Source organism: Thermus brockianus, from assembly GCF_001880325.1.
In the GTDB taxonomy this organism is placed as follows: Bacteria; Deinococcota; Deinococci; order Deinococcales; family Thermaceae; genus Thermus; species Thermus brockianus.
Map to the genome: position 1 here is coordinate 277,713 of NZ_CP016312.1, position 17,754 is coordinate 295,466.

Below are 17,754 nucleotides of genomic sequence, written 5' to 3' on the forward strand. Positions count from 1 at the left end.
GTCGTCACGGCCTGGAGGCCACTCGAGAAGTGCGAATTCTTACTGAACGGTGTGCCTAATTCACGGAAAAGGAGAAGCCAATGTTCGATGCAATTGACGAAGTAACACAGGTCGTTCACGCATTCGCGGAATGCTGGAACCGGCATGACATGAACGCATTTGCCGAGCTGTTTGCACCAGATGCGGAGTTCGTCAATGTGGTGGGCCTCTGGTGGAAAGGAAGAGATGAAATCAAGAAGGCCCATGAGTTCACGCACGCAACTATGTTCAAGAACAGCCGGTTGACTATCGAGAACGTGTCGGTCCGGTTCCCTCAGGAGGACATCGCCATTGCCAGAGTGCGCTGGGTCCTCGAGGGTCACGTTTCCCCTGAGGGAGCGCCACTTCCCGCACGCAACGGAATCCTTCTCAACGTGCTTTGTCGCACCCCTGGAGGATGGGTGATCATCGATTCACAGAACACAGATATCGTCGAGGGCGCACTCTCTCGTCCTCAATGAGGGGCAAGGCATCGCTTTGGATCGGGGCCTGGCTCCCAACCCCTCCATCGAGAGGGCAGTTTGCAAGACGCCGTAAGCTGCCGCTCATGTCAAACGTTGGGCGGCTTGACTAACCGGTGGCCTGCGAGCCCCATCACTTCTACATCAGGTACATCAGGAGTTGAGCTTTGGATTGCTACACATGTTGAAGACGTTTCGTTTGAAGGGGAAGGGCGACGCCGGGAGGAGTTCGCGTTATAGGGGTGTTCAGAACGTTTTCGGGGACACCCTTCCCCTGAAGCCAGATCGGGCTTGCCTTGTACAAGGCAAGCCCAGCCTGGCTTGACTTTGCCCCGCCTACCCCGGACGATGGAAAGGATGGTAAGCCGCATCCGCAACTTCTCCATCATCGCCCACGTGGACCACGGGAAGTCCACCCTGGCCGACCGCATCCTGCAGATGACCCACGCCGTGAGCGAGCGGGAGATGCGGGAGCAGTTTCTGGACTCCTTAGAGCTAGAGAGGGAGCGGGGCATCACCATCAAGGCCAGCGCGGTGCGGGTCAACTACCAGGCCAAGGACGGGCAGACCTACATCTTCCACCTCATTGACACCCCGGGGCACGTGGACTTCACCTACGAGGTGTCCCGGGCCTTGGCGGCGGTGGAGGGGGTGCTCCTGGTGGTGGACGCAAGTCAGGGGGTAGAGGCCCAGACCATCGCCAACTTCTACCTGGCCCTGGAGCACAACCACGTGATCATCCCGGTCATCAACAAGATTGACCTGCCCAACGCCCGGCCCCTGGAGGTGGCCCTGGAGGTGGAGGAGGTCCTGGGCATCCCCGCCGACGAGGCCATCTTCGCCTCGGGCAAGACGGGGGAGGGCGTGGAGGAGATTCTCGAGGCCATCGTGAAGCGCATCCCCCCACCCCAAGGGGACCCCGAAGCCCCCCTCAAGGCCCTCATCTTTGACTCCCTTTACGACGCCTACCAAGGCGTCATCCCTTACCTCAGGGTCTTTGAGGGTACGGTGCGCCCCGGAGATAGGATCCGCATCTTCTCCACGGGGAAGGAGTTCGTGGTGGACAAGGTGGGCATCTTCACCCCGCAAGGCCTCGTGCCCACGGAAAGCCTCTCCGTGGGGGAAGTGGGCTGGCTCACCGCCGCCATCCGGGACATCCACGACGTCCAGGTGGGGGACACCATCACCCTGGCCCACCGGCCCACCCCCACCCCCTACCCCGGGTTCCGCCCCGCCAAGCCCGTGGTCTTCGCCGGGCTTTACCCGGTGGATTCCGGGGACTACAACAAGCTAAGGGACGCCCTGGAGAAGCTTAAGCTCAACGACGCCGCCCTCTCCTTTGAGCCGGAGACCTCCACCGCCCTGGGCTTTGGCTTCCGCTGCGGTTTCTTGGGCCTCCTCCACGCCGAGATTGTCCAGGAGAGGCTTGAGCGGGAGTTCGGCCTAGAACTCATCGCCACCGCCCCCAGCGTGGTCTACAAGGTGCGGCTCAAAAGCGGGGAGGAAACGGAAATCCACAACCCCGCCGACCTCCCCGACCCCACCAAGATAGAGGAGATCTTCGAGCCGTACGTGAAGCTCACCATCTTCACCCCGGAGGAATACGTGGGGAGCATCATGCAGCTCGTACAGGAAAAGCGGGGGCGCCTCCTGAGCATGAACTACCTGCCCGGGGCCCAGAAGCGGGTGGAACTGGTCTACGAGGCCCCCTTCGCCGAAATCCTCTACGATTTCCACGACCGCCTAAAAAGCCTCTCCCGGGGCTACGCCTCCATGGACTACGAGCAGGCGGGCTACCAACCGGGGGACCTGGTAAAGGTGAACGTGCTGGTCCACGGGGAGGTGGTGGACGCCCTCACCTTCATCGCCCACCGGGAAAAGGCCTACAGCATGGCCCGGGCCATCGTGGACAAGCTGGCCGAAGTGATCCCAAGGCAACTCTTTGAGGTGCCCATCCAGGCGGCCATCGGGGGCAAGATCATCGCCCGGGCCACGGTGAAGGCCCTCAGAAAGGACGTTTTGGCCAAGTGCTACGGCGGGGACGTGACCCGGAAGAAGAAGCTTTTGGAGAAGCAGAAGGAAGGGAAGAAGCGGTTAAAGGCCATCGGCAAGGTGGAGGTGCCGCAGGAGGCCTTCCTGGCGGTGCTTTCGGCGGGAAAGGATGAGCCTTAGGGCTAGGCTTGCCCTGGTCATCGGCCTCCTGGCCTTCCTGCCCAACCTGGTCCTGGCCCTCACCCTGGGCCTCCTGGGGGAGGGCCCGTGGCTTCCCCTCTTGCTTTGGCTCGCCTTCTTGGCCTTGGTTTCGGCGGGGGTGGGCTACTTTTTGGCGCAAGGGCTCTTACGGCCCCTGGAGGAGCTCACCCGGGCCCTGGCCTACCTCTCCCTCAAGGGGGAGCTGAAGGGGCTTCACCTCCCCGCCCCCAAAGAACCCCCGCCGGGGGAGATCGCCCTCTTGCGCGCCCGTTTCACGGAGCTCTTGGAGCGCCTCAGCGAGCTCCTGGAGGCCCGAGAGGCCTTCTACGCCGCCTTGGCCCATGACCTGAAGACGCCCCTCATCTCCGCCATCCGCGCCCTGGAGTACCTGGAGAAGGCGGACGATCTCGGCAAGGAAGGGCGGCTTGCCCTCCTAGGAAACCTTAAGGAAGAGCTTTCCCGCGCCTACCGCCTCGTGGAAAACCTCCTCGCCCTCTCCCGCCTCGAGGCCCGCCCACCCCAGAAGGAAACCTTGAACCTGCGGGCCCTGGCGGAAGACCTCCTTTTGCGCTACCAGGAGGAGGCGCAAAAGCGGGGTCTACGCCTGAACGTGGACGGGGCAGGGCTTGGCCGGGGGGAAAGGCTCCTTTTGGAGCGCGCCCTGGCCAACCTCCTGGAAAACGCCCTGCGCCACGCCAAAACCCGCGTCCAGGTGCGGGTGGGAGAAAACACCCTCGCCGTGGAGGACGATGGGCCTGGCCTGCCCCTCCCCCTGGAGGTCCTGGCCAAACCCTTCCGCCAAGGCCCAGGCCACCGGGGAAGCTCGGGCCTAGGCCTCTACACCGCCCAAAGGGTGGCCGAAGCCCACGGGGGCAGGCTCAAGGCGGAAAGGAGCGGCCTTGGGGGTGCCTGCCTACGCCTGGAGCTTCCCAAGGGCTAGTCCATCACCGGGGGAATCTGCCGCACCCAGAGGATGTAGGAGAGGTAGGCCAGGTACTCCAGGGGCTTGTCCGAAAGGGGCCGGTCCATCTCCAGGCTCATCATGGCCTCGCCGCCCCGTTTCTTGCGGCTCACGGTGAGGTGGGCGATGTTCACCTCATCGTCCGCCAGGACGCGGGCCACCCGGGCCACCACCCCCGGGGTGTCCACGTTGCGGATCACCAGGGTAGGGGCGCTCCCCGTGATGCGCACCTCAAACCCGTCCAGGTCAAAGATGCGCACGAGCCCCCCGCCCAGGGAGCTTCCCGTCACCACGAGCCGCTCCCTTTCCCCTTCCAGGACCATGCGGACGGTGTTGGGGTGGACGTCCCCAAGCTCCACCTCCTTGAACACCACCTCCACCCCTTCCGCCTCCGCCAGGGCCAGGCTTTCCTTAAGCCGCTCATCGTCCGGCCGCAAGCCCAAAACCCCCGCCGTCAGGGCCAGATGGGTGCCGTGCCCCTTTCCCGTCTTGGCGAAGGAACCGTGGAGGCCGAACTCCACCCGCCTGGGCTTCTCCCCCAGGAGGTGGCGGGCAAGGAGGGCCAAGCGGCAGGCCCCCGCCGTGTGGCTAGAGGAAGGCCCCACCATCACCGGCCCGATCATGTCCAATAGACCCATGCCTGTAGAATAACGCCATGCGCCTTCGCTTGGCGGCTTTGGCCTTTCTTTTGCCTTGGGCCCTGGCCCAAAGCCTCCTGGTCCCCCCCGAGGCCCCCGTGGGACAACCCCTGACCCTGGAAGGGCGGGACCTGCCCGAAGGGCGCTTCCCCCTGGAGGTGGAAGGCCCCCAAGGGACAAAGGCCCAAGAGGTGGCGGTGCAAGGGGGGAGCTTCCGCCTAACCCTCACCCCGGAAGCCCCGGGGGAGTACCGGGTGCGCCTCGTCCTGCCCTCCGGGGCCTTGGAGGGGCGCTTCCTGGCCCAGGGCCAACCCACCCCCACCCTCACGGAAGAGGGCCTACGCCTGCCCTGGGGGCTTCTCGCCCTGCCGAAGGGCCCATGGCTTGGCCCCTTGGTGCAAGGGGAAAGGGTGTACCTGGCCCAGGGGCTTTTGGTCCTGGAGGCGAGCCTAAAGGAGCCCGGGGTGCGCTACCACTACGCGCCCGCCAAGGTGGTGGCCTTACGGCCTGGCCCCGAGGCCCTTTTGGAGGGGGAGAGGGTCTTGCCCATCCCCTTTCCGCCCCTTCCCTTTGAGGGGAGCGAGGAGGACCTGAAGGCGCTTGCCCCTCTCCTCCAGGCCCTAATGCCCCCTAAGCCCTGGCCCTACTTCGCCTACTGGGCCCTGGACCCCGAAAACCTGGGCCCCGAGGACCTCGAGGCCTACCGCCAAGACCTCCTCGCCCGGGGGCACCGCCCCGAGCTCCCCTACGCCTTTCCCCCCGTCTTGGCCATGGCGGAGGCGGCGAGGCGCCTGGAGGGTAAGGAACCGGAAACAGCCCGCCTCCTCACGGACACCCTCCTCCGCACAAGCCCCCTCTTCCCGGGCTCCCTCGCCTTTTTCCAGGAGCGGGCGGAGGCCCTAGAGGCCCAAGGCCTCCCCGCCCAGGCCCTACGCCTTAGGGTGGCGTTGGAAACCCTGAAGGCCTGGTCGCCGCCCAACCTGGAGGGGCTTTCCCTGGCGCTCGCCGTCCTGGCCGTGGCCTATCTGGCCCTTCTCCTCTACCTCGTCCTCTTCTACCTCCCTCCCCAACTTCGGGACCTGCGCAACCTGGGCGGCTTCCTCGGCGGGTTTTTCCGGCACCCCCTCCTGCGCTTAAGGCACCTTTCCCTGGCCTATGCCAGCTTTGGGGAAAGGCTCCTTGCCCTCCTCCTCCTCCTCGCCCTAGGGGCCGCCACCCTCCTCCACGGCCTGGACCAACAGGCCCGGAAGGCCCTCTTCGCTCCCCCGCTGGACCGGGGCTCCCTGCGCACCCAGGCCGCTTTGGATTGGCTCCGCTCCCTTCCCCCCACCCCGGAAACCCAAGCCCTTCTGGGCTACGCCCTCCTGCCCGAGGCGCCCCAGGAGGCCAAGGGGCTCCTAGAAGGAAGCGGCCTGCCCTTCGCCCTGGCCCTCACGGGGGAGGAGAAGGCCTTGGCCGAGGCCTACCGGAAAGCCCCCCTCGAGGGCCCCCTCCGCACCGCTTTGGGCCTGGGCACCGACCCCTGGGGAGCCAGGGAAGCGGGGCCCAGCGCCCGCACCCTTTACCTCGCCCTCTTGCGGCTAGGGTGGGGCCAGTTTTGGGAGGATCCCTGGCGCACCTTTTTGGCCCTGCCCCTTCCCCTACCCGAGCGGGCCCGCCCCTGGGCCTTCCTGGGCTACTTTGCCCTTCTCTTCTACCACCTTCTCGCCTTCCTCCTTCCCCGGCGCAAGGGTACCGTACCCCCCACCTACGCCCTCCTCGTCCGCCTTTTCGTGCCGGGGAGTCTCGGCTTCGCCGCAGGGCTTGGCGTCCTCCTCCTCTTCCTCGCCGCTTGGGGCTTGGTGCGCCTTGGACAAGGGGAGGGCCCTGGGCTTCTCCTTGCGGCCTACGCCCTGCACCTTTTGGGGTTAGCCTTAAGCCTGAGGAGGCCATGATGATCCTGCCCTCCATCCCTACCCCCTTTGACACGAAGGGAAGGCTAGACCTGGAGGCCTTCCGCACCCTGGCCGAGGCCCTGGAACCCCTGGTGGACGGGCTTCTCATCTACGGCTCCAACGGGGAAGGGGTCCACCTGACCCCCGAGGAGCGGGGCCAAGGCCTCCGGGCCCTCCGCCCCAGGAAGCCCTTCCTGGTAGGCCTCATGGAGGAGACCCTACCCCAGGCGGAAAGGGCCCTGGAGGAGGCCCAGGAGGTGGGGGCCATGGCCCTTTTGGCCACCCCTCCCCGCTACTACCACGGAAGCCTTGGGGAAGGCCTTTCCCGGTACTACGAAGCCCTGGCGGAGAGGATGCCCCTTTTCCTCTACCACGTGCCCCAAAACACCAAGGTGGACCTCCCCCTCTCCGCCGTGGAGGCCCTGGCCCGGCATCCCCGGATCCTGGGCATCAAGGACTCTAGCGGCGACCTCTCCCGCCTCGCCTTCTACCAAGCCAAGCTCCCGGGCTTCCGCGTCTTCACCGGGCACGCCCCCACCTTCCTCGGGGCCTTGGCCCTGGGGGCGGAAGGGGGCATCCTGGCCGCCGCCAACCTGGCCCCCAGAGCCTACAAAGCCCTCCTCCACCACTTCCGCCAAGGCGAGTTCGCCCAGGCCGAGGCGCTCCAAAAGAAGCTTTTCCCCCTGGGGGATCTCCTCGCCAAGGGGGGCGTGCCCCTCTTGAAGCAGGCCCTACGGCACCTGGGCCTCCCCGCCGGCTACCCTAGGCCCCCCTACCCGGCGGAAAGCCCCCTTTGGGGAAGCTTCCTGCCCGTTTTGGAAAGGCTTAAGGAGGAAGGATGGCTCTTATAAGGTTTTTTCCAGCCCTTATCCTTTTCCTCGCCGCATGCGCCCCAAGGCCTGCTCCTCCAGAGGCCACCCTGCTCGGGGCGGACCTCCTGGGCCTGGAGCTCAGCCCCGAGCCCACCTTGGTCCTGGGCCTAAGGGTGGCCTTCCAGAACCCGAACCCCTTCCCCCTGCCCCTGGCCGCCTTCGGCACGAGGCTTCGGGTGGGGGAGGTGGCGGTTCCGGTGGAGGTAAACCTGCCCCCGGGGAGGAGGGAGGAAACCCTCACCGTGCGCCTCACCCCCCGCCAGGCCTTGGCCACGGGGCGGGCCCTCCTTTCCCGGGAAGGGGTGGAGGTGGTTTTGGAGGGGAGCACCCTGGGGCAAAACCTTACCTTCTTCCGCACCCGCCTGGCCTTCCCCTTAGAGCCCGTACGGGTGCGGCGGGCCGGGGTGAACGTTTTCCTGGAAAACCCCAACCCCCTGCCCCTTCGGGTGGAGGGGCGGCTCGTCCTCTTGGGACAGAGCTTCCGGGTGGAGGCGGACCTTCCCGCCCGGGGAGAGGGGCGGCTTCAGGTGGTGGGCTTCCGCCCCGGGCTGGAAAGGGGTACGGCCCGGCTGGAACTGACCCTCCAGGTGCCGGGCTTCCTCCAGACCAGCTTGGTGCTTTCCCTCTAGAGGCGGAAGGCCAGGGGTAAGAGCTCGCCCAGGGTCTTCTCCACGTAGCCCTCGGGGCCGTGGAGGAGAACTGGGGTTTGTGGGGTGCCGAACTCCATGAGCACCTGCCGGCACCCCCCGCACGGAGGAATGGGGCCCTTGGGGCTATAGACGTGCACCCGGTCTATGCGCCGTTTCCCCGCCAGGACCATGGCCGCCACCGCGTTCCGCTCGGCGCACTGGGAAAGGGGGAAGCTGGCGTTTTCCACGTTCACCCCTAGGAACACTTCCCCTTCCGCCTCCACCAAGGCCACCACGGGAAAGCCCGAGTAGGGGGCGTAGGCCCGGACCACGTGCGCCTCCAAAAGCCGCCTAACCCCCTCCATGCTCCACCAGCCTTTCCACCCGCACCCGCTCGATCCGCCTCTGGTCAGCGCTTTCCACCACGAAGCGGAAGCCCTGCCACTCCACGCTCTCCCCCACCCCGGGGATGCGGCCAAACTGCTCGTAGAGGAAGCCGGAAAGCGTATCGTACTCCCCCTCGGGAAGCTCCACCCCCAAGGCCTCGGAAACCTCGTCCACGGGGGTCTGGGCCTGGATGGAGTAGGAGCCGTCGGGCAGGCGGCGGATGGGGGCGTCCTCGGGCTCGTCGGTTTCGTCGTAGATCTCGCCCACGATCTCCTCCATCACGTCCTCCAGGGTGACGAGCCCCGCCGTGCCCCCGAACTCGTCCACCACGATGGCCAGGTGCACCTTGCGGCGGCGGAGCTCCCTAAGAAGGGTCCAGGCGTCCATGTTCTCCGGTACGAAGTAGGGAGGGTGGGCGATGGAGGCCACGGTCCTCGCCTTCAGGTCCTCCTCGCAGTAGTAGTCCAAGAGGTCCTTGGCGTAGGCCACCCCCACGATGTGGTCCACGCTTTCCCGGTAGACGGGAATGCGGCTATACCGGTGCTCGCGGAATAGGTGGAGGAGGTCTTCCAGGGTGGCCTCCGCCTCAATGGCCACCATCTCCACCCGGGGGGTCATGATCTCCCGCACCGGGGTTTCCTCCAGCTCCAGGATGGAGTGGATCATTTCCTCCTCCTGGGCCTCTATGGTCCCCGACTCCTCCGCCCCCGCCAGGATCAGCCGAAGCTCCTCCTCCGAGACCAAAGGGGTGTTCCGGGGCTCGAGGCCCAGGAGCCGCAAAATGGCCCCCGAAACCCAGCTAAAGAACCGCCCCAGGGGGTAGAAGACCACGGAAAGGACGTAGATGGGCCAGGCCGCCACCCCGGCCAAGGCCTCCGCATGGTGCACGGCGATGGACTTGGGGGTGATTTCGCCAAAAAAGAGGATCAAGAAGGTCATCACCCCGGTGGCGAGCCCCACCCCCAAGGAGCCAAAGGCCTGGGTGGCCAGGTCCGTCACCAAGGCGGTGGCGGCGATGTTCACCAGGTTGTTCCCCACCAGGATGGTGGTGAGGAAGCGGGTGATGTCGCGGGCGAGGAGGGTAAAGGGGCCCCCTTTGGCCTCCGCCAGCTCCTTGAGCTTCCAAGGGTAAAGGGCGGTGAAAGCGGTCTCGCTCGCCGAGAAGAAAGCGGAAAGCCCGAGCAGAAGGACCAAAAGAAAAAGGTCCCCGGGGGTTGGGGCTTGCGCTTGCGCCAGGGCTAGGGAACCGAAGGGAAGGAAGAAGAGCCACCGACTGGGAGGTCTGTCCATATCACCTGGGCCCATTGTACACCATGGGGGAGTGTAGCCCCTCTTGCCTTTTTTAATTGACAGCCCTTTATAGTTGAAGGGTATGAACGGTCCTCCGGCACCCCTGGTGGAGGAACTCTCCCAACTGGGCTACGCCCTGATGCGCCTCCTCTTTTCCCGGGCCAAGGAGGTTTTCGCCCAGGAAGGGCTTTCCCTCCTGCAGGCGGAGGTACTCCGCCTGGTCAAGGAGGGGGTACGCCTTCCCTCCCGCTTGGCGGAGCACTTGGAGATCCTCCCCTCCCAGGTTTCCCACCTCCTCACTTCCCTGGAGGAGACGGGCCTCCTCCGACGGCATCCCGACCCTTTGGACCGGAGGCGGGTCCAGCTAGAGCTCACCCCGGAAGGGGAAGCGGTGGCCCTGCGGCTCAAGGAGGCCTGGCTCCGCGTCTTCGGCCAAACCCTGGCCCGGCTAAGCCCGGAAGAGCTCGGCGCTTTCCGAGCGCTCCTTACCAAGCTCACGGAGGTGGAACGTGGCTAGGCTATGGGCGCTTGCCCTTTTTCTGGTCCCCACCCTGGCCCAAGGGGCCTTAAGCCCCCTCAAGGACCACCCCCTAAAGCGGCAGGCCGAGGCCTACCTCCTGGCGGCGGCCAAGGCCCTCGAGGCCCAAAGCGCCCCCGTCGCCCTAAGCCTCCAGGGGAACTACGCCCGCCTAGGCTACGAGTGCACGCCCCAGGCCCTTTGCGCAAGCCTTCCCGAGGACGCCAAGGCCCTCACCCTGGCCCTGGTCCTCACCCCCTTCCCCTTTGGCGAGGCCGCCGACGGGCTTGCGCGGGCGGAGATCGGCCTCCGGCGGGCGGAACTCGCCTACCGCAAGACCCTCACCGCCCTCCAAGCCCAGGCGGTGGCCGCCTACGGCCGCTACCAGGAGGCCCTTTTGGGGGTGCGGCTTGCGGAGAAGGGCGTAGCCCTCGCCCAGCTCGCCCTGGAGGCCACCAGGAAGCGCCAAGGGAGCCCCAAGGACCTGAGGGAGGCGGAGCTCGCCCTAAAGGAGGCGCAAAACCGCCTGGCGGAGGCGGAGCTTGGCCTAAAGCTGGCGGAGGAGGCGGCGGCGGGGCTTGTGGACCTGAAAGCCCCTCTCCCCGAAATCCCCCTCCCCCAAGGCACCACGCCCTTGGGCCTCGAAGAGGCCCGGCTGGCCCTGGCCGAGGCGCAGATCGGGGAAAGGGCGGCCTGGCGCAACCTCCTCCCCACCCTCCAAGGGAGCCTTAGCCTTTACCCCTCGGGGAACGACACCCTTTCCCTAAGCCTCTCCAGCAAGGACCTGAGGCCCACCCTGGCCTATACCCGCCAGGACCCTGCCCGCCCCCCCACCACCCTCCCAGGGGCCGGCCAGTACCGGACCACGGAGGAGCTTAGGCTTTCCCTCTCCCTCACCCTCTCCCCGGGCCTCCTCGCCGGCTACGAGGCGGCCAAGGCCCAGGTGCGGGGGGCGGAGGAGGCGCTAAGGGCGGCGGAGATCCAGACCCACCTGGAAAAGGCCCGTCTGGAAAACGCCCTGAAGAGCGCCGAGGCCAGCCTGGCCCTCGCCCGCCTTCGCCGGGAGGCGGCGCAAAAGGCCTTGGAAGAGGTGCAAGCACGGCTCGCCCTAGGCCTGGAAAGCCCCTTGGGCGTCCTGCAGGCGGAGCTCAACCTGCTCCAGGCGGAGCTCAACCTGCTCCAAGCGGAGAACAACCTGCGGAACCGGCGTATGGAGCTTTACCAGTTTTACGGGGAAATCCTACCGGAGGTAGCGCGATGAAGAGGCTTCTTTGGACCCTGACCCTGTTGGTTCCCGCCCTGGCCCAGCCCCTCCCGGAGGCCCTCAAGAAGGCCCCGGAGGTGGCGGCGGTGGTCACGGCCCGGCTGGAATACGAGATGCGGCAAAAGGACCTCAGCCGCACCCTGCAAGACCCCTTGCGCACCCCCCTGGCCGAGCTGCAGGCCCGCCAGGCGGAGGCCCTGGCCAAGGCCAGGCTGGAAAGGGCGTTGGCCCAAGCGGAAAGCGACATCGTCTCCGCCTACGCCCAGGCACGGGAGGCAAGCCTCCAGGTGGCCCTGGCGGCCAAGGCCCTGGAGGTGGCGGAACTCGGGCTAAGGGCGGCGGAGGTGCGGGTCAAGGGCGGCGGGGCCACGAGCCTGGACCTCCTGGAGGCGCAAAACCGCGTCCTCGAGGCCCGTAAGAACCTGGAAGCCGCCAAGCGCGGGGAGGAAAGCGCCCTGGCTGCCTTGGCTAACCTGGTGGGTTCTTGGAAACCCGAGGCGGTGGCCGAGCTTCCCCCCTTGCCGCAGAAAAGCCTGGTGGAGGAACTCCTTCAGGCCCATGCGGACCTCCTGAACCTGAGGCAGTCCCTAGCGCTTCTCCGCTTCCAACGGGGGCTTCTGGACGAGAGCTTCACGCCCCGGAAGGACATGGAGGCCCTGGAGGACCAGGCGAAAACCCTGGAGGAAAACCTCCACAACCTGGAGCGTTCCCTCCGGGTGGGCCTCGAGGCCCGCTTCGGCCAGCTCTCCCCCCTTCTCCAAGGGGTAAGAACGGCGGAGGAGGCCTACCGGGCGGCCAACGAGCGTTACCAGGCGGAGGAAAAGCGCTTCCAAGCGGGCCTCACCAGCCGCTTAGGCCTCCTGCAACAGGAGCTTGCCCTCCTCCAGGCGGCCCTTTCCCTGGAACAGGCCAAGCACGCCTACCTGAAGGCCTACTACGGCCTTCTGGCCTCGAGGTGAGCATGAAGCGCCTTTGGCTCCTCCTTCCCCTCCTCCTCGCCGCCTGCGCTCCCAAGAAGGCCGAGGCCCCCGCCCCCGAGGCCCCAAGCCCCTTGCGGGTGGAGGTGCGGGCGGTGGCGGCCATGCGCGGGGTCCTGGAACGGGAGAGCAAGGCCTCTGCCACCTTGCAGGCGGAGCGGGACAGCCTGGTGGCCGCCGGGGCCTCGGGACGGGTGGTCCGGACCTTGCCGGCGGGAAGCCAGGTGCAGGCCGGGGAAGGCGTGGTCTTCCTGGACCCCGCCCCCTTCCAGGAGGCCCTGGAGGCGGCGAGGCTCAACCTCAAGCAGGCCGAGGCCAACCTGGAAAGGGCCAGGAACCAGCTTGCGGGGAACCGCAAGGCCCTCGCCGCCCAGCTCCAGGCGGCGGAAACCCAGCTCCAGGCAGCTAGGCGCCGCTACGAGGAGGGCAAAGCCCTTTTGGAGGCCGGTGCCCTGGCCCCCTTGGACCTAAAGGCCCTGGAGGCCAACCTCCACCAGGCGGAAAGCGCCTACGAGAACGCCAGGGAGGCCCTGGCCCGTTTGGAGCGGGCCGAGGACATCCGCCTCCTGGAGCTCCAGGTGGAGGCGGCCAGGCTCCAGGTGCGCCAAGCGGAGCGGAACCTTAAGGAGAGCGTGGTCCGGGCCCCCTTCGCCGGGGAGGTGGTAGAGGTCTTCGTGAAGGAAGGCGAGTTCTTGGGGGTGGGAAGCCGCGCCTTCCGCCTGGCCACCACGGACCGGCTCCTCGCCCGGCTTTACCTGCCCCCGGAAAAGGCCCAGGCCCTAACCCCAGAAACCCCCTTCACCTTGCGGCAAAACGGCAAGGAAACCCCGGCAGCCCTCCTGCGGAAAACGGACCTGCCGGGCCAGACCCGGCTGGTGGAGGTGGTGCTTAAGCCCCAAGACCCCCTCCTTCCCGGCCCCGCCGAGGTGCGCTACCGGGAACGGGTGGCGGAAGGCATCCTCCTCCCCGCAGGGGCGGTGCGGGCCGAGGGAGGGCAGGGGGTGGTGTACCTCCTGGAGGGCGGAAGGGCGAGGAGGCAGCCGGTGCGCCTGGTGGCCCAGGAGGGGAACAGGGCGGTGGTGGAGGGCCTTCCCGAGGGCGCTAAGGTCATCTACCCCGTGCCCGAAGGGCTTAGGGACGGGGACACCGTGGAGGTGGTGCCGTGAGGGAAAACCCCTTGGTGGCCTTCTTCGTGGAGCGCTTCGTCTTCGCCACGGCCATCTTCGTGGGGCTCGTGCTGGTGGGGCTCCTTTTGGGGCTAGGCCTTGGGGTGGAGCTCCTTCCCCGCTTCAGCGTGCCGGTGGTAGCGGTGTCCACCAGCTACCCCGGGGCCGGCCCCGAGGAGGTGGCGGAGCAGGTATCCAAGCCCCTGGAGGACGCCCTTTCCACCCTGAGTGGGGTGGACACCATCGGTTCCAGCTCCACGGAAGGGTTTAGCCTGGTCTTCGTCCAGTTCCAGCAAGGGGTGGACGTGGACCGGGCAGCGGTGGAGGTGAGCCAAAAGGTGGCCGCCGCCCGGGGGCAACTCCCCCGGGACGCCTCCGCCCCCGTGGTGCAGAAGTTTGACCCTTCGGCGAGCCCCATCCTCTACATCGCCCTCGAGGCCCCCGGGGAGGACCTCTCCCAGGTCCTCCGCTACGCCGAGCGCACCCTGAAGCCCAAGCTCCAGCTGGTCCAAGGGGTGGCGGACATCCGCCTCACCGGGGCCCCAAAGCGGGCCGTCCGCGTCTACCTGGACCCCGACCGCCTCCAGGCCTTGGGCGTCTCCCCCCTCCAGGTGGTCCAAGCCCTCTCCCAGTCGGCCCTCAACCTCCCCTTGGGAAGCCTCACGGAAGGGGAGAGGCGCCTCGTCTATACCCTAAGGAACACCCCCGCCACGGCGGAGGAGGTGGCCAACCTCCTCCTGGACGCCAACCGGGGCCTACGGGTGAAGGACGTGGCCCGGGTGGCGGAGGAGAGCGAAAGCCCCACCACCCTAAACCGCCTAAACGGACGCCCCGCCGTCCTCCTCGCCGTGGTGAAAACCCCCGACGCCAACGCCGTGGCCGTGGCGGACGGCGTTAGGAAGGCCCTTCAGGAAATCCCCTTGCCCAAGGGGTACCGGGCGGAAATCGCCCTGGACACCACCCGCTTCATCCGGGCGGCGGTGCAGGACACGGTGCGGGAAGCCTTCTTGGCCGCCTTGGCCGTGTCCTTGGTGGTCCTCGTCTTCTTGGGGAAGCTCAACTCCGTCTTCTCCGTGATCCTCGCCATCCCCATCACCCTTTCGGGGGCCATCCTCCTCTACGGGGTCTTGGGCTTCACCTACAACCTCATCAGCCTCCTGGCCCTGACCGTGGCGGTGGGCATCGTGGTGGACGATTCCATCGTGGTGGCGGAGAACATTGACCGCTACCGCAGGATGGGCTATGGCCTGAAGGAAGCGGTGCTCAAGGGGGCGAGCGAGGTGAGCGTGGCCGTGGCCGCCGCTACCCTAAGCCTCCTCGCTGTCTTCCTCCCCATCAGCTTCCTCCCCGGGATCATCGGCCAGATCTTCCAGCAGTTCGGCCTGGGCATGGCGGCGGCCATCGCCGTGAGCTGGCTGGAAGCCCTCCTCTTCCTCACCGTGCGCCTGGCCTACTTCCCCGACCCCGACCCCCCGAGCGTAAAGGAAGCCCTCTTGGCCCTAAGGCGCTTCCCCTCGGACCTGCGCTTTGCCTACCGTAGGGGCTACCGGGGCCCCACGGGGCTCCTTCTGGGCCTCCTTTCCGCCTTTCTCCTTTACCGGCAAGGGCTTCCTTACCTCCTTCTCCTCCCCCTTTACCCGGCCCTTCTGGCCCTCCTACGCTACCTCGGCCGCCTCTTCTTGGACCTGGCGGGGGCCATGGCCCGAAGCCTCCACACCGCCGCCGAAAGCGGCCTAGAGCGCCTCACGGAGGCCTACGCCCAAAGCCTAAAGGGCGCCCTGGCCCGCCCCGGCCTGGTCCTGGGGATAGCCGCCTTGGCCTTCTTCTCCATCTTCCCCATCCTGCCCCGCATCCCCTTCAACTTCACCCCCCGCTCGGACACCGGGGTCCTCACCGCCACCCTCCTCCTCCCCAAGGACACCCCCCTCCCCATATCCGACCGGGCGGCCCGGACCCTGGAGGCTTACTTTCTCGCCCATCCCGCCGTGAGCCGCGTGGTGACCACCGTGGGGGCGAGCGCCACCGGGGGAGCCCAGGTGGGGGACCCCTCCCGGGTGCAGCTCCAGATCGTCCTCAAGCCCAAGGGGGAGCGGGAGGACATCTTCGCCCTCACGGAGGCTTTCAACCGCGAGGGCAAGGCCCTCCTAAAAGACTTTCCCGGGGCCGACCTCCGGGTCTTGGCCCAGACGGGGCCCGAGGCGGGGGATGCCGACCTCCAGTTCTTCCTGGTGAGCCCAGACCGGAAACTCCTGGAGGAGCGCACCGGGGCCATCGTGGACCTCATCGCCGAAAAACCTTACGTGCTGAACGTGAAGAGCACCCTCGAGGCCACCCAACGGGAACGGGTCTTCGTCCCCGATCCCGCCAGGCTTTCCGGCACCGGCCTCACCCCCCAGGACGTGGCCCAGGCCTTAAGGCTTTACCTCTCGGGCACCCAGGCGGCCACGGCCCGCCGGGGCGGGGAGGAGTTCCCCATCGTGGTCCAGGCCGATCCCTTGCGCCTGGGCAAGGAAGGTGACCTCCTTTCCCTGCCCATCTACGCCCCCAACCTTCAGGCCTTCCTGCCCCTTTCCAGTCTGGGCAGTTTCCAAGAACGTCCCGGCCCCACCCTTATCTCCCGCCGCAACCAAGCCTACGCCGCCGGAATCAACATCAACCTCCGCCCCGACGCCCCAGGAAGCTTCCAGATCCAGCAGGAACTCACCCAAGAGTTCCAGGAGAAGGGGCTTTTGGGGGACGGGGTGGAGCTTGTGGCCACGGGCCTTGGGAGCTTCACCGGGGAGCTCGCCCGCCTGGCCCCCCTGGCCTTCCTCCTGGCCCTGGTCCTCAACTACCTGGTCATCGCCAGCCAGTTCAACGCCTGGCGCTACCCCCTTTACCTCCTCCTCCCCGTACCCCTCGCCCTGGTGGGGGCTTTTTGGCTCACCTACCTCCTGGGCACGGGCCTGGACGTGATCAGCGTGCTGGGGGTGGTGATGCTCATCGGCCTCGTGACCAAAAACGCCATCCTCCTCCTGGACTTCGCCGTGAAGCGCATGCGGGAAATGCCCCTGAAAGAGGCCCTGGTGGAGGCGGCCCGGCTAAGGCTCAGGCCCATCCTCATGACCACCCTCACCGTGCTCATCATCAGCCTTCCCCTCCTTTTGGGCACCGGAGAGGGGGCGGAGTACCGGAGGCCTTTGGGGGTCATCATCCTGGGCGGGCTCCTCTCCTCCACCCTCCTCACCCTCTTCGTGGTGCCCGCCGCCTTCTATACCTTTGAGGGCAGAAGGGCCAAAGCCCCCGTCCTGAGGTGAAGCGTGGACGCCCGTAAGCTCCTCCTCCTTTTCCTCCTCGCCGCCACCCTCCTGGCCCTGGGGGTTGTGGGGGTGAGCTTCTACTTTTTGAGGCCCCTTAAGGCCGAGCCCTGGGTGGAAGGGGCCCTAAAGGGCACGGGCCTGGAGGTGAGGGAAGCCTCCTATGGCCTGGAGCTCTCTCCCAAGAACCCGAAGGCCCTCTTCGCCTTCTACCCCGGGGCCCGGGTGGAGCCCTTGGCCTACGCCCCGGTACTGGCCCCCGTGGCCCAGGCGGGGTACCAGGTGGTCCTCCTAAAGGTTCCCTCGGGCATCGCCCTTCTGGCCAAAGAGGAAGCCCTGAAGGCCAAGGCCGCCCACCCGAACCTCCCCCTGGTGGTGGGGGGGCATAGCCTGGGCGGGGTGGCGGCGGCGGACCTGGCCGCCCGGGAGAAGCTCCCCCTGATCCTCTTCGCCAGCTACCCCGAAGGGGACCTTTCCCGGGAAACCTTCCCCACCCTGGCCCTTTACGGCACGGAAGATGGCCTCCTTCCCCGAGAAGAAGCCCGGGAGAAGGCGAAACGGCTTCCCCGAAACGCCCGCATCGCCTTCATCCCTGGGCTCAACCATGCGGGCTTCGGCGCCTACGGCCCGCAAAAGGGCGACCGCCCGGCCCAAAGGCCCCGGGAAGAGCTTTGGCAAGAGGTCCAAGAGGAGGTGCTCCTCTTCCTGGAAAGCCTAGGCTGGGACACCCCTCCCCCACCCCAAGCACTACGCTAAGGCTATGGAGCGCACCCACGAAAAGGTGTTGCAAGCGATGCGGGACAATCTGGGCGAGGGCCTCCCCGAGGCCATTCCCCTCTTGGCGGAGAAGGCCCCGGGGCTTCTTCTGGAGCACGGCCGCAGCTGGACCTTTGCCATGCCGGAAAAGGGAGCCCTGGACGAGAAAACCCGCACCCTTATCCTTCTCGGCATCGCCCTGGCCACGGGCGCTCCCTCCTGCGTGAAGGCCATGGCCCACCGGGCCAAGCGCCTTGGCGTTTCCAAGGAGGAGCTCTTGGAAACCTTAAAAATCGCCCGTCAGGCCCAGGCCAACGCGGTCTTAGGACACGCCACGCCCCTTTTGGAGGTGTTATAGTGGGGAAAGCCGGGGC

16 protein-coding genes are annotated in these 17,754 nt (G+C 66.9%); 13 read left to right on the plus strand and 3 right to left on the minus strand.

Annotated elements, in window-relative coordinates:
- Positions 1–80 precede the first annotated feature (80 nt).
- From A0O31_RS01430 to A0O31_RS01440, 3 genes are all read left to right on the plus strand, one after another.
- Entirely contained in the window at positions 81–500 is a 420-nt protein-coding gene (locus A0O31_RS01430; RefSeq protein ID WP_071676362.1) for an SgcJ/EcaC family oxidoreductase, read from the plus strand.
- Between the two features lie 348 nt (positions 501–848).
- Entirely contained in the window at positions 849–2,672 is a 1,824-nt protein-coding gene (gene lepA / locus A0O31_RS01435) for a translation elongation factor 4 (protein ID WP_152024383.1), read from the plus strand.
- Complete coding sequence (locus tag A0O31_RS01440; protein WP_071676364.1) at positions 2,662–3,633, plus strand: sensor histidine kinase; 972 nt, start codon at positions 2,662–2,664, stop codon at positions 3,631–3,633. The genes lepA and A0O31_RS01440 overlap by 11 nt, the downstream gene beginning before the upstream one ends.
- On the opposite strand, the gene sdaAB is transcribed toward A0O31_RS01440, so the two are convergent.
- Entirely contained in the window at positions 3,630–4,292 is a 663-nt protein-coding gene (sdaAB, locus tag A0O31_RS01445; protein WP_071676365.1) for an L-serine ammonia-lyase, iron-sulfur-dependent subunit beta, read from the minus strand. The two genes, A0O31_RS01440 and sdaAB, sit on opposite strands and share 4 nt — an antisense overlap.
- Positions 4,293–4,309: 17 nt before the next feature.
- On the opposite strand from sdaAB, the gene A0O31_RS01450 reads away from it, so the two are divergent.
- The 3 genes from A0O31_RS01450 to A0O31_RS01460 are packed head-to-tail and all read left to right on the plus strand — an operon-like array spanning position 4,310 to position 7,727.
- Positions 4,310–6,226: a hypothetical protein gene (locus A0O31_RS01450; protein WP_071676366.1), complete on the plus strand. Its 1,917-nt coding sequence runs from the start codon at positions 4,310–4,312 to the stop codon at positions 6,224–6,226.
- The gene (locus A0O31_RS01455) at positions 6,226–7,077 is read left to right on the plus strand and encodes a dihydrodipicolinate synthase family protein (protein WP_071676367.1); all 852 of its coding nucleotides are present in this window, start codon (positions 6,226–6,228) and stop codon (positions 7,075–7,077) included. Before A0O31_RS01450 ends, A0O31_RS01455 begins: the two co-directional genes overlap by 1 nt.
- Positions 7,065–7,727: a hypothetical protein gene (locus A0O31_RS01460; protein WP_071676368.1), complete on the plus strand. Its 663-nt coding sequence runs from the start codon at positions 7,065–7,067 to the stop codon at positions 7,725–7,727. The genes A0O31_RS01455 and A0O31_RS01460 overlap by 13 nt, the downstream gene beginning before the upstream one ends.
- Here A0O31_RS01460 and cdd read toward each other — a convergent pair.
- Positions 7,724–8,092, minus strand: a complete 369-nt coding sequence (gene cdd / locus A0O31_RS01465; protein WP_071676369.1) for a cytidine deaminase — start codon at positions 8,090–8,092, stop codon at positions 7,724–7,726. The two genes, A0O31_RS01460 and cdd, sit on opposite strands and share 4 nt — an antisense overlap.
- The gene (locus tag A0O31_RS01470) at positions 8,079–9,404 is read right to left on the minus strand and encodes a hemolysin family protein (RefSeq protein ID WP_071677888.1); all 1,326 of its coding nucleotides are present in this window, start codon (positions 9,402–9,404) and stop codon (positions 8,079–8,081) included. Before A0O31_RS01470 ends, cdd begins: the two co-directional genes overlap by 14 nt.
- 82 nt (positions 9,405–9,486) lie before the next feature.
- On the opposite strand from A0O31_RS01470, the gene A0O31_RS01475 reads away from it, so the two are divergent.
- The 7 genes from A0O31_RS01475 to A0O31_RS01505 are packed head-to-tail and all read left to right on the plus strand — an operon-like array spanning position 9,487 to position 17,738.
- Positions 9,487–9,921: a MarR family winged helix-turn-helix transcriptional regulator gene (locus tag A0O31_RS01475; RefSeq protein ID WP_071676370.1), complete on the plus strand. Its 435-nt coding sequence runs from the start codon at positions 9,487–9,489 to the stop codon at positions 9,919–9,921.
- Positions 9,914–11,182 carry a TolC family protein gene (locus tag A0O31_RS01480; RefSeq protein WP_071676371.1) on the plus strand — a complete coding sequence of 423 codons (1,269 nt, stop codon included), beginning with the start codon at positions 9,914–9,916 and terminating at the stop codon, positions 11,180–11,182. Before A0O31_RS01475 ends, A0O31_RS01480 begins: the two co-directional genes overlap by 8 nt.
- Positions 11,179–12,144 (plus strand): TolC family protein, encoded by a 966-nt coding sequence (locus A0O31_RS01485; RefSeq protein ID WP_071676372.1) that lies wholly within the window; start codon positions 11,179–11,181, stop codon positions 12,142–12,144. Before A0O31_RS01480 ends, A0O31_RS01485 begins: the two co-directional genes overlap by 4 nt.
- Before the next feature lie 2 nt (positions 12,145–12,146).
- On the plus strand, positions 12,147–13,328 hold the full coding sequence (locus A0O31_RS01490) for an efflux RND transporter periplasmic adaptor subunit (protein ID WP_071676373.1): 1,182 nt from the start codon (positions 12,147–12,149) through the stop codon (positions 13,326–13,328).
- Entirely contained in the window at positions 13,325–16,624 is a 3,300-nt protein-coding gene (locus tag A0O31_RS01495; protein ID WP_071676374.1) for an efflux RND transporter permease subunit, read from the plus strand. Before A0O31_RS01490 ends, A0O31_RS01495 begins: the two co-directional genes overlap by 4 nt.
- A 3-nt stretch (positions 16,625–16,627) precedes the next feature.
- Entirely contained in the window at positions 16,628–17,380 is a 753-nt protein-coding gene (locus tag A0O31_RS01500) for an alpha/beta hydrolase (protein WP_071676375.1), read from the plus strand.
- A gap of 4 nt (positions 17,381–17,384) precedes the next feature.
- Positions 17,385–17,738 carry a carboxymuconolactone decarboxylase family protein gene (locus A0O31_RS01505; protein ID WP_071676376.1) on the plus strand — a complete coding sequence of 118 codons (354 nt, stop codon included), beginning with the start codon at positions 17,385–17,387 and terminating at the stop codon, positions 17,736–17,738.
- Positions 17,739–17,754 lie beyond the last annotated feature (16 nt).